This is a genomic window from Candidatus Culexarchaeum yellowstonense, assembly GCF_024707025.1.
Lineage (GTDB): Archaea > Thermoproteota > Methanomethylicia > Culexarchaeales > Culexarchaeaceae > Culexarchaeum.
On the sequence record NZ_JANGFQ010000046.1, the window covers coordinates 1 to 11537 of the forward strand.

The window sequence follows — 11537 nt, forward strand, 5'->3', positions numbered from 1 at the left end:
ATCTTGATTGGGGCTTTTCCATTACATTCAACTTCAATGCCCCATCATCATAAATATCTCATAAAAACAAATACTTAAAACTAGTTTTCCATTTGCCTTTTTCTATAATTGGGTGTTGAGTTGATATTTATGTTGGTAGCTTCCTTGTTTGGTTGCTTGGAGTTTTTAGCGATAGTTATAAGTTGTGAGGAGGGTTTAGGGGTTATTGGGATGATGGTTGTTTTCACTTAATTATTTGAGGGGGAAATTGGCTCAATTTAATCCTGTTCTTTTGTTGTGGAAGTGGTATGATTACTTATTCTTCTATCTCCTGATACCAGCTATACTCACAGCGTTTTATGTTTTGCCTGATGATTTGAAGGATTATCTTGTTTTGTGGCCTTCAAATCCCACATTTGTAAGCTTGCTTTTCTCAAGTTATGTTCATGTGGATTTCAATCACTTCATCAGCAACCTTTCAACCTACCTATTCATCACCTTCTTCCTATTCAATTTTGAGACTAATAGGAGGTTATTCTATCAGGCTTCCTTTATGCTCCTACTATTATTGCCAATCATCTCCTCCCTACTCATAATATGCTTCTTACCAGCCTTGAAGACGCCTGGAATATATGTGCTGGGCTTCTCTTTAATAACCTCTGGCTTTGCAGGATACTCCATCTACGCCATCTTTAATTACTTGAAGAATGTTTTGAAAATTCCCTTTAAACTCATCCTTCATTCTACTAATATTCTCACTAAACAACATGATAATCCTTCCCAATCTAAAGATATCTTCAACGGAGCAATTCATAATGTTATTCGCATTCACATTACTATTGTTTATATTCATTTATTCCATCTATGCTAATCGACTGGGTATTAAGCAAATGGCGTCTATGTTAACATTCAATAGAATCAAAAGTTTATTTAAGGGCGGCTTTTGCGTCTCAGTATACAGGTTGCTATTGATTTCACTTGCAATAAAATACCTATTCTATCTACCCGTATTAATACCCCCAGAAATACTTATTGGGAAGGGTGTACTCAACATATTCAGCCACTATATAGGCTACACATTCGGCACATTCACACCAACAATTATAAGGTCACTAAAATGGAACACTTAAGAGAACTATTGCAAAAAATGATCAAAAAATATGAAGAGGATTTTTATCAACAATAATATGGGATATGAGGCTCTATAGGAAGTTTAGTACATCGATATTTATCTTATTGCTGATTTCCATATGCATTGCAGCTTTGGGGATGAGAGGCTTCGGGGCATTCGACTATCTTAGGGTCGCCTCGATCGAGAAAAGAGAGACGAAATATGAGGTCAGAGAAATCCCCATAACAATCTCAGGCACCAAATCGAAGTATATCGTTGAAGATAAGAAGATCTACGAAGATATACTTCATAATTACTTAAAGACGACGTTGAACGTTTCAAATATCGAGGTAATATGTGTTTACCGCTTGAAGGAGAAGCCCGAGTTAGGTGAAGCATTAGTTAAAGTCGGCGATGCATACTACCTTGTGAGGCTCAATGGAAACAAGCCGATAGCTCACATACATCTAAAGCCAGTTCTAATAAAAAAGGAGACTGGTGAAGAGGAAATTACGAGCCCCTCTATTCCAGAGAAAGCCTCGGGTCCATATGCAAACATCACGGTTGTTAAACTCGTGAAGAGTTACACATATGAGGTCTATGAGCTCAAACTAGAACAGGGAGAATTCGTCCAACTAGCCACGATATATGCAGTGACCGTCGATAAAGGAATTGAAGGGAAGAACGTCTTCGGCTGGACAATATGGCATCTTTCAGCGAAGTCAACAACCTATATTTTGGATTGGGTCTTGGTTATAAGTGTCGATGATCAATCATACTATTGGATAGCTTTATGGGCTCAGTGGGCGTGGAGTTGCCAGAACTTCAATCACTATGCAGAGGTAAGGGCTCAAGGCCTATACTCATACACGTGGGCTGAAGCAGACTTTATATATGCACCCTTTGGTGTCGTGCTACAGCGAATTCACGCCTGGTCTTGGATCAGAGTATGGTTTGACGGAACGGTTGAAGCAGACTCAGGCGCCTAAATGTCCTCTCCTTCTCACTTCCCACTTTTTTTATAACGCTTTCTTCAGACTTTAAGACTGGTTAACTCTGCTTTGAAAGAGGTGGGACTTTCAATTGCTGAGGAGCACTACCTTCTTTCAAGATGCCAAGTAAAGCTTAGTGTGTCGCTCAAAGCTTGATAATGATCGGCTTGATGCTGAAGATTATGTTAAGGTTAACTAACGAATAGTCTTCATAATTGCCATGTAATAGATAGTCTCAGTTAATGTTAGAACTACTAAACTATTGGGTTTGACTTTCAGTTCTTAGAGTCAAAATACGTATCAAAATAAAACTACAAACTTTGAATATTGAAACCAAGACTTTATAAACTTCCATGTACTTTAAGATTTGTGGGAACAGTTGTGAAGAGTAACTTAGAAGAGAGAGTTGCTAGAATCGAGGGCATTCTCGAACAGATGGATAAGAGATTGAATCATATGGAAAGCGAAATTAGAGACTTAAGGATTGATATGAGAGATTTGAGGAAAGATTTGAACAACAGATTTTACTGGCTTCTAGGGATCCAGATATCGATGTGGGTAACAATAATACTAACAGTAATATTCAAATAAAATATTTTAAAGCGTTAATTTGAAAATGTTCTGGCTTAAAAATATAAAAATAGCCAGTAAATAGTTGGGAAAATCTTCATGAAGTTATTAAGTGAGTTCTAGTTAATTGAGGTGTTGAGTAGAAAACTTGACACTCTTCTATTTAACACTAAAATTTATACTAAAAATTCCTAAACCTTAAGAATTCTAGTTGGAAAACTGAACGACTAGAAGCAACAATCTAATTGAGTCTTGAGACTTTAAAATGCCTCAATGAATTCATGGGAGGTAGATCTGGCCTAAGAGAATGGAGAACTTTGCGAATGAGAGTTTTCTACTGGAATTCTATTTAAACATCGATAGGTAAAAGTTATACAATCTCTTTGTAGACCTTAATCAACTCTTTAAATATCTTTGCATCTGACTCGTTTAAGACATGTATTTCAACCCTCCTATTCTGTATAAGCCTCCTAGCTTCATGTAGAACTTTAAACCTATCTACGTTATCTGGGATTTCAATGAGTATGTCTATGTCGCTTGCACCTATATACCCACCCTTCACATAGGAGCCAAAAATGTATGCCTTTCCACCATATTTTTCAGCAATACTTTTAAGGATTTCAAGGTATTTCCCAAGATTCTCTTCCAAATCCCTTTTACTCTCCTTTAGGTAATCGAAATACCTATACATTTAAACACCTCTTGAACAAACTTTAAAGCTTCCCTATACTCCTTCTCACCATACCTCCTAGTAAGGTACCTTGCACCTATATATGCATCTTCAAGAATATCTACGATATACCATAAATCCTCAGCCAACTTCTTCAGACAGCTATTCTCACTTAAATCAATTAAATCCTTCAATGAACATATTTTCGGGAAATCTCCGAAAGTCTTTAACAAATAAGCTTTTAAGGCTATTTGAACTGATTGCTCGAGATGAAATAAAGCTATATCATATCTACCAGCAGAAACATCGTATCCACTGACATTAAGAAAATGCTTAGCTCTAGCCACCATATCTTCATATAGCCTAGCACTCAATTTAACCACTCACTAGACTTTAAATAGCTATACAAAGATATCTATCTTTTGCATACTTCAAACTCAATCCAATCTGGAAGATACGAGCAGCACTAAACGGCAACTCATATCATTCCTCCAATTATCACTGATAAAACCTTTCAATACATCCAAACATATGAAATTCTAGAAGGTGTTGGGAAGACTTCTGAAACTTACTTGGAAAATCAATGATTCATACTAGTTAACATTTTAAGGAAGAGTAGTAGGAGTGTGATGGCAAGTAATATTGTGATGAAAGCTTTTTCCTGTGCACTGTTTGGTTTCAGTAAACCTATGTAGAATTCCTTCTTTGAAAATGGTGAGAAGGGCATCATTCTGATGCTGAGCGTGTCGAGAAGGAAGTGGCTTAAGATGGGAAGGAAGATTAGCAACGCATAGGTGGTGGAATAGAGGAAACCTACTAATATGGAGATCAATAGAAATACAAATACTCCTATTAACTCATGTGCGGCTGTATGATATCTAATACCCTTATTTGGAGGTTGCTTATAAGCTTCCAATATCTTCTCGATGAAGTCTTTTAATGATTTTGGATTTCTGTGATATCTCATGTAATTATATATGTGGTCTAAGTCTATGAGCGTTCCCGATAATATTGCCAATAAGAATTCGAAGAGTCCAACATTGTACCTAAGTGAGATCAAAGTAGCTATTAAGAGCGATGTAATAAAATGAGTGAAGCTATGCATACAAGTCTCAATAGCTGTTTATTGAAACGAGTTATATTAAGTTTAATAAACACAGTGAATGTATATTTGTGTAAACGTAGAGGCATTTTTGGGATTTATCACAAAAAATATATAGTACATATCTTCTAGTATGATGTATCACAAAATGGAGGTGATTAGGGCTTGAGCTCTTCTGGGATAAGCAAGTACCAATTGCTTCCTCATTGCGCTACGCACGCTAGTGAATTGATAATGGTTGCTACATGTGATGGTGCTGCCAGTGTAGGTCAAGTAGGAAATGAGGTAGCTAGGAAATTGACTAAGACTTTCCCTGATAAGGTCAGGATGTGCTGCCTATCAGCGGTGGCTGCTGGAAGTAAAACACATGTGGATATATTCAAGAAGGCTAAGGCGGTTATAGCAATTAATGGTTGTCAAAATATGTGTGCATCAAATGTGCTGAGGCAGAAGGGGATAGAACCCACATACGAAGTAGTGATAGCGAAGGAAGGTGTTAATAAGCTGCCTTCACTCGACTTCAGCGATGAAGATGTAGATAGGATATCTAATAAAATAGTTAAAGAGTTCCTCTCCAAATTTTAGCTTAATACGTGCTAACATTATGAAGCAAGAAGCTTAAACAAGTAACTGGGCAATTAAGCTCTGATGAATAGCCCTTATAAAATATAAAGCATTTTTTCCACTAGTGGGTATAAATCTGTTGGTAAGAATTCTATATGATCAACATTACTATCTTTTATTACTTAGTAAGGCTCGAGTTTTCATTTTTAGTATTACGTGATAAGTTTAAGTGTATGCATACAATTGTAAATGATGAAATGCCTGTTAAGACTATAACTATTAGTATCGAAGCGTATGAGGTGTTATTGAAGTTGAAAAGGCCTGGGGAAAGTTTTTCAGATGTAATTCTTAGGTTAGCGAGGAGAATTCCAGATCTCTTTGAGTTTGCGGGGATCTGGAGAGATGTTCCTGAGGAGAAGGTTGAGGAGGTTTTTAAGAGTATTAGAGAGATGTGGGCTTCATGGAGGCTTCAACTGGAAAAGTAGTGCTCAACACAGATTTTCTCATTGGAGTTATGGGGAAGAAAGTGAAGCGTAAGATAACTGCATGGGGAATGTTGGGAAAAATTTGGTATTATTGATTTAATGCTGGGTGTTGTGTGGATGTTTGTTTTGGTTTGAGTATTATTGTTGGGAAGCCGTCTGGCATTGTTTTTGCTGTGATTTCCACTGGCATTTCCACCTTAACATTCTTTATGTCTGTTTCTTCTAGCCATCCCATAACTTTAATTTCCTCTGATACTTTTGCTATGGCTATTATGTAGTTTTGTTCGTAGTGTGTGAAGCCTTGTGGTTTTAGGTATGCTTGTGTGAATGTTTCAAGTGTCCCCTCCGATATTTGAATCCAATCCATGTTTGATGTTAGGCAGTTTGGGCAGTCTGGTTGTGGTGGATAGTATGTTTGGCCGCAATTCTTACATTTCGTTGCGTAAACTTTCCCCTCCCTCAATCCATCCCAGTAAACCTTCGTCCTAGATATTGGGATGTCATGTGTAATTGTTAGTGTTCTACTCTTAATTGATGGATATTCAGGTGCCTTTGACATTCCATTCACCTCCCCAATATTGTTACGTAGCAGTATTGTCCAGTCATGCCGACATTATGTGCTAATGCCAAATACTTTTTGAGTGGAACTTGCCTGTTTCCAGCTTCATTCCTCAATTGCTTTGTTAGTTCATATATCATTGAGCATCCAGTTGCCCCCAATGGATGCCCTTTAGCCTTCAATCCTCCATCCACATTTACCGGTATTTTCCCTCCAATCCACGTTTGTCCTTCATCGATCAATTTACCCCCCTCCCCCTTCTTGCAGAATCCAAGATCCTCATATGCCATTATTTCGGCTATGGTGAAACAGTCATGTACTTCTGCTACATCAATGTCTTCAGGGTTAATTTTAGCCATCTTGTAAGCCATTTGTGAGGCAATTCTAGTGGATTTTATTGATGTATAATCTTCCCTCCTAGTGAGATTTCCAGTGTCCGATCCATATCCAATGGCTAGTATCCATATTGGGTCTTGAATTTTAAGTTCCTTAACCTTCTCTTCAGATGCCAGTATGATGGCAGCGGCTCCATCACTTATTGGGCAGCAATCGTAGAGTTTAAGTGGCCAGCATATAACCCTTGATTTTAAAGCTTGTTCAACATTTATCTCCCTTTGGAAGTGGGCTTTTGGATTTCTAGCTCCATAATAATGGTTTTTAACTGCAACTTTAGCCAACTGCTCCTCCTTTGTACCATATTTGGTCATGTGTGCTGTTGCGAAGAGGGCGTAGTATGCTGCAAAGCTTGTTCCAAACATGTGGAATTCCCATAAATAGCATCCTCTACCACCAATGGCCGTTGAAGTTGGAGTATCAACTTCACACATCTTCTCAACTCCTATGGCTATGGCTGTTTCAGCAAACCCGGATTTTATGGCATTGTAAGCTGTGAATATTGCTGCGCTTCCTGAGGCGCATGCAGCTTCAACTCTCAATGGGCCTTTAAACGTTAATCCCACATACTCATTCACTGATGGCGCAGGATACATGTCGTATAGCCTATTACCCACGGAGCCCACAACACTTAAATCTATATCCTTCTGCGTTATCCCAGCATCTTCAATAGCTTCCTTAACAGCTTCAAAAGCCAATTCACAGTATGTTGCATCAGCCCTAACCCCAAACTTTGAGTGTCCAACTCCAATAATGGCTACACGTTTCACATTCAACAACCTCAAAAATATATTTGAGCAAAAACGTTTTAACCATTTGCATTCCAAAATATTTACTGGGAGGACATTGGGCATGTCTGTTGAAGATAAACTTATGAGTATGAAAGAGGCTATTAAAAAGTTCGTAAATGATGGGGATACAGTTTATATGGCTGGATTCACTCATCTAATACCATTCTCAGCTGGACATGAGATTATTAGGCAGAAGAAGAGGAATTTAACGCTATGTAGGTTAACTCCAGACATAATTTTCGATCAAATGATTGCAGCTGGATGTGCAAAGAAGGTTGTATTCAGTTGGGCTGGTAATCCAGGTGTGGGTACCCTTAGAGCTTTTAGGAGGGCTGTGGAGAAGGGGTATCCAAATAGCATTGAAATTGAAGAGTATACGCATTTCTCCATGATATGTAGGATTACGGCTGGGGCATTACATATCCCATTCATCCCCCTCAAATCACTACGTGGATCCGACCTCCCAAAGTACAATCCAAATATAAAGGTTATAAACTGCCCATATACTGGTCGGGAGATATGCGTGGTCCCAGCATTAAATCCAGATGTATCCATAATACATGCTCAGAGAGCTGATAAGAATGGTAACGTCCAAGTGTGGGGGATACTTGGGGATATAAAGGAAGCAGCTTTCGCTGCTAAGAGAGTTATTGTGAGTGTTGAGGAGATAGTTGATGAAAATGTCATTAGGAGTGATCCGAATAGAACCGTGATACCTGACTTCATGGTGGATGCATTGGTTGAAGAGCCTTGGGCTGCACACCCCTCCTATGCTCAGGGATACTATGATAGGGATAACGAATTCTACATTGAATGGGATAAAATCTCAATGGAGCCTGAAACACTACAGAAATATTTGGATGAATGGGTTTATGGATTGGAGAATCGTGCTGAGTACGTGAAGAAGCTGGGTGTAGAGAAGATTATGAAACTTAAACCTAAAAGCTTCTACAGCCTCCCAGTTAATTATGGAATATACATGTAGGGGGTGAAGTATATGGAGTATACTAAATCTGAACTTATGGTTATAAATGCTGCAAGGGAACTTAAGGATGGGGAAATAGTATTTGTGGGGATTGGATTACCAAACTTAGCTGCAAACCTAGCTAAGAGACTTCATGCCCCAAAATTGAGGATGATTTATGAATCTGGAGTTATAGGTGCAAATCCAACTAGAATGCCACTATCCATAGCAGACCCATGCCTAGTCACAGGTGCTCAAAGCGTCTGCTCAATGTTCGACGTATTCACACTATATCTCCAAGCTGGGAGAATTGACGTCGGCTTCCTTGAAGGGGCACAGATCGATAAATTTGGAAACATAAACTCAACAGTGATAGGAGATTATAGAGCACCGAAAGTTAGGCTTCCAGGGAGTGGAGGTGCATGCGACATAGCTTCACTTGCCAAAAGAATCTTAATCATAACAAGACATGAGAAGAGGAGATTCCCCGAAAGAGTTGACTTCATAACAAGCCCAGGATTCCTAAGCGGTAGATGGGAACGTGAGAAACTTGGATTAGAGGGGGGAGGACCTGACAAAGTTATAACAGATCTTGGGATCATGGAGTTCGATAAGGAAACTGGTGAAATGATCCTCACACACATTCATCCAGGAGTGACTGTTGAAGAAGTTAAGCAGAATACTGGTTGGGATATAAAAGTTTCAAAGGACCTTAAGGTTACAAGAGAACCATCCGAGAGAGAACTTAAACTTCTTAGAGAACTTGACCCTAAGAGGATATACCTAGGGAGGTAACACTCCCACATACTTTTTTTATTTATAGACTTGCAGCTTCATTATACATTAAATTAAAAATTAAATAGTTGAATTGCAAGGTAGCTTCCCTTATTAGTCTGCGGCGTTACTCTATACTTCATAAATTGGTGTTCCAGTACTTCGTACCTCTTTATCGAATTCCTCCTTTATTTTCATGAATATTGGTCCAGGCTCCCCCTTGCCTATCTTCCTACCATCAATCTCTATAACTGGTACTATTTCGATTCCTGTGGCTGTTAGGAATACTTCATCTGCATTGTAGAGTTCATGTATCGTTATGTTCCTCTCCACAACTTCTATTTTAAGTCTCTTAGCAATCTCTATAACTGTTTGCCTAGTTATTCCTGGAAGTATGCTGGCATATATTGGTGGTGTTATCAGTACTCCATTTTTCACGATGAATACGTTGTCCCCAGTCCCTTCACAAACGTAGCCCATCCAATCCAACATTATTGCCTCATCTACACCTGCATTTATTGCTTCAAGCTTTGCCAAGATATTGTTTTGATAATTTAGTGATTTAACCATTGGTGGGAGGCAGAATGGCGGTGTCCTCCTTATGGATGAAACTATTGCTCTAATGGTTTTTCCAGTGGCTTTTGTGAGTGGGTATTCCTCCAATTTTTGTGGGATAATTATTATTGTGGGTTTTTGGCAGTGTCTTGGATCCAAGCCTAAACGTCCAACTCCACGTGTAACTATAGGTCTTATGTAAGCATTCCTCAAATTGTTCCTCCTCAAAACTTCAATTATTGCTTTCTTAAATTCCTCCTTTGATAATGGGATTTCAATGCCCACAGTTTTAGCTGATTCATAGAGCCTATTGATATGTTCGTCGAGTTTGAATATCCTCCCATCATATGCTCTTATACCTTCAAAAACTCCATCACCATATAGAAGTCCGTGATCAAAAACGGATATTTTCGCTTCACTTTCGGGGTAGAATTCACCATTAATATATATGAGGAGTTCCGATTTATCATTCATATAAATCCCCGTGATTTCAAAATTACATATTACTTGTTTGCTTAAAATCGCTTCTATTGAAGGGGTCATTGAATATGGAATTCCCATTCATCGATGAGTATGTTTAAAGCTTTTTCATTTTTATCGTGGTCACCGTAAGTGTCAATGCCATTATGGTTGTTGCTAGGAATGTCATCATCAGTGAATTTACATTTACCCTTGACTCTATTGTTGTCATCAAATCTCTCTTTAATGTGCTCATGCTTCCCTCATATGTTAAGATTGTTAGTAGAGTGTTGGATTTGAATAATTCAGCTATCCTCGGATCCACTTTACGCAATTCTTCCACGGTTATTTCAACTTCAACTGGGTATGCAATTCCGAAAAGTTTGTATTGTAGTTCTTTGAGGTTTGGGTGGTTCCTCCTAATTCCATCCATGGTTATTATGAATAGTGTGATCTTGGTTTTCCCTGGAATTATGCTTGATATCTTCAGTGGATAGTATATGAAGCTTGAATTAAACCTATACATTATTGGTTCAATGCTCCTCTCACCAGCCTTCAAACTTATCAGATCCACAACGTAATATTGGAAGCCTTCATCAATATACTCCCTAACCACGTCCATTAATTTTGATAGCTTTATTTCTATTGTGATACCATTTTTCAATGCGAATTGCTCAATCCAATACACCAGTTCATCGGCATTGAATGCTTTAATCACTGTTATGTCGTGGAATCCAATCTTCTCGTGGAAGATGATTTCTAAACCCTTAAACTCCAAACCCCCACCATAACTTCTAGCTTTAATCACAAACTTATCTGAAACAAGTTTCTCCAAAACCTTAAATGATTCGAAACTTGCAGCTTCAACTCTAGGTTTTGATGGTAGTGGGAGTATCTCTAGGATCATAGTATCCCCAGTGGCAGTGACATCTGTGGATAATATCATTATCTCCTCAACCCCATTCCAAGCTATGATAGCCTTCTGACCAGGTTCATAGATTGGTATGTGGGGTTTAACTGGTATTATCCCCCTATCAGCATAAACATTCTGTGTGGAGCACAATATCATTATTGTAAGTGGTATTATCATCCAATAATGAATCTTTAAAATCATAGATCATCTTCCAAAAAATATTGATGGATAATTTATTTAAGGTTTCCCAGACGATCAACCTCCTATCAATTGAATTCCTAAAATTTTTAACTTTCCACAGAAACTTATTGTTTATTGATATCCATATGAGGGGAATGTTTAAAGTGTTTTTCGGCATATTAATTTGTATTGTGGTGGTATTTATGATTTCAACTCTAAACTTTCCATATCATAGGGTAGGTGAAGTCCTTACAGATTATGGTGATGCAATATGGATTCCTGCAAACAAGAATAATTTCTCTCAGGGTGATGGTGCCCGTGATGTGAGGTGGATTGTGATCCATAGCATTGAGGGGTCTGCTGATGACGCTTTAAATTGGTTTCAGAATGAGAAGGCTAAGGTGAGTGCACATTACGTAATCGATTATGATGGGAAGGTATATCAAATGGTTAGGGAGAAGGATATTGCTTGGCAT

Annotated in this window: 16 protein-coding genes; 8 read left to right on the top strand and 8 right to left on the bottom strand. The window is 38.3% G+C overall.

Translation table 11 applies throughout. The annotated features are described in order from the left end of the window. Positions 1 to 519: 519 nt before the first annotated feature. Positions 520 to 660 (bottom strand): hypothetical protein, encoded by a 141-nt coding sequence (locus MRT15_RS06570; RefSeq protein ID WP_304329064.1) that lies wholly within the window; start codon positions 658 to 660, stop codon positions 520 to 522. A gap of 209 nt (positions 661 to 869) precedes the next feature. Here MRT15_RS06570 and MRT15_RS06575 point away from each other — a divergent pair, with 209 nt between their 5' ends. From MRT15_RS06575 to MRT15_RS06585, 3 genes are all read left to right on the top strand, one after another. After that, a complete protein-coding gene (locus tag MRT15_RS06575) occupies positions 870 to 1109 on the top strand; it encodes a hypothetical protein (protein WP_304329065.1) in 240 nt (79 codons plus the stop codon). Between the two features lie 64 nt (positions 1110 to 1173). Beyond that, entirely contained in the window at positions 1174 to 2079 is a 906-nt protein-coding gene (locus MRT15_RS06580) for a hypothetical protein (RefSeq protein ID WP_304329067.1), read from the top strand. A 384-nt stretch (positions 2080 to 2463) separates the two neighbouring features. Continuing rightward, positions 2464 to 2673 carry a hypothetical protein gene (locus tag MRT15_RS06585; protein WP_304329069.1) on the top strand — a complete coding sequence of 70 codons (210 nt, stop codon included), beginning with the start codon at positions 2464 to 2466 and terminating at the stop codon, positions 2671 to 2673. Positions 2674 to 3022: 349 nt separating this feature from the next. Here MRT15_RS06585 and MRT15_RS06590 read toward each other — a convergent pair whose 3' ends face one another. The 3 genes from MRT15_RS06590 to MRT15_RS06600 form a co-directional block, all read right to left on the bottom strand. Then, positions 3023 to 3343: a nucleotidyltransferase domain-containing protein gene (locus MRT15_RS06590; protein ID WP_304329071.1), complete on the bottom strand. Its 321-nt coding sequence runs from the start codon at positions 3341 to 3343 to the stop codon at positions 3023 to 3025. Then, a complete protein-coding gene (locus MRT15_RS06595; protein WP_304329073.1) occupies positions 3319 to 3696 on the bottom strand; it encodes a HEPN domain-containing protein in 378 nt (125 codons plus the stop codon). The genes MRT15_RS06590 and MRT15_RS06595 overlap by 25 nt, the downstream gene beginning before the upstream one ends. 206 nt (positions 3697 to 3902) lie before the next feature. Continuing rightward, on the bottom strand, positions 3903 to 4427 hold the full coding sequence (locus MRT15_RS06600; protein ID WP_304329074.1) for a metal-dependent hydrolase: 525 nt from the start codon (positions 4425 to 4427) through the stop codon (positions 3903 to 3905). Between the two features lie 162 nt (positions 4428 to 4589). On the opposite strand from MRT15_RS06600, the gene MRT15_RS06605 reads away from it, so the two are divergent. Both MRT15_RS06605 and MRT15_RS06610 read left to right on the top strand, forming a co-directional pair. Further along, positions 4590 to 5009, top strand: coding sequence for a putative zinc-binding protein (locus tag MRT15_RS06605; RefSeq protein WP_304329076.1), 420 nt, complete (start codon positions 4590 to 4592; stop codon positions 5007 to 5009). Between the two features lie 212 nt (positions 5010 to 5221). Continuing rightward, on the top strand, positions 5222 to 5473 hold the full coding sequence (locus tag MRT15_RS06610; RefSeq protein ID WP_304329078.1) for an antitoxin VapB family protein: 252 nt from the start codon (positions 5222 to 5224) through the stop codon (positions 5471 to 5473). 88 nt (positions 5474 to 5561) lie between these two features. Here MRT15_RS06610 and MRT15_RS06615 read toward each other — a convergent pair whose 3' ends face one another. Together MRT15_RS06615 and MRT15_RS06620 are read right to left on the bottom strand one after the other, a co-directional pair. After that, complete coding sequence (locus MRT15_RS06615) at positions 5562 to 6032, bottom strand: Zn-ribbon domain-containing OB-fold protein (RefSeq protein ID WP_304329080.1); 471 nt, start codon at positions 6030 to 6032, stop codon at positions 5562 to 5564. 5 nt (positions 6033 to 6037) lie between these two features. After that, complete coding sequence (locus MRT15_RS06620) at positions 6038 to 7195, bottom strand: thiolase domain-containing protein (protein WP_304329092.1); 1158 nt, start codon at positions 7193 to 7195, stop codon at positions 6038 to 6040. Positions 7196 to 7277: 82 nt separating this feature from the next. On the opposite strand from MRT15_RS06620, the gene MRT15_RS06625 reads away from it, so the two are divergent. Beyond that, positions 7278 to 8201 carry a CoA transferase subunit A gene (locus MRT15_RS06625; protein WP_304329082.1) on the top strand — a complete coding sequence of 308 codons (924 nt, stop codon included), beginning with the start codon at positions 7278 to 7280 and terminating at the stop codon, positions 8199 to 8201. Positions 8202 to 8213: 12 nt separating this feature from the next. Further along, positions 8214 to 8975, top strand: coding sequence for a CoA-transferase subunit beta (locus tag MRT15_RS06630; RefSeq protein WP_304329084.1), 762 nt, complete (start codon positions 8214 to 8216; stop codon positions 8973 to 8975). A 111-nt stretch (positions 8976 to 9086) separates the two neighbouring features. Here MRT15_RS06630 and ilvE read toward each other — a convergent pair whose 3' ends face one another. Next, a complete protein-coding gene (gene ilvE, locus MRT15_RS06635; RefSeq protein WP_304329086.1) occupies positions 9087 to 9983 on the bottom strand; it encodes a branched-chain-amino-acid transaminase in 897 nt (298 codons plus the stop codon). Between the two features lie 103 nt (positions 9984 to 10086). Beyond that, positions 10087 to 11082: a DUF2330 domain-containing protein gene (locus tag MRT15_RS06640; RefSeq protein ID WP_304329088.1), complete on the bottom strand. Its 996-nt coding sequence runs from the start codon at positions 11080 to 11082 to the stop codon at positions 10087 to 10089. 182 nt (positions 11083 to 11264) lie between these two features. Between MRT15_RS06640 and MRT15_RS06645 the strand changes: the two genes are divergently transcribed. After that, a partial coding sequence (locus MRT15_RS06645) for an N-acetylmuramoyl-L-alanine amidase (RefSeq protein ID WP_304329090.1) occupies positions 11265 to 11537 on the top strand: 273 nt, incomplete at its 3' end.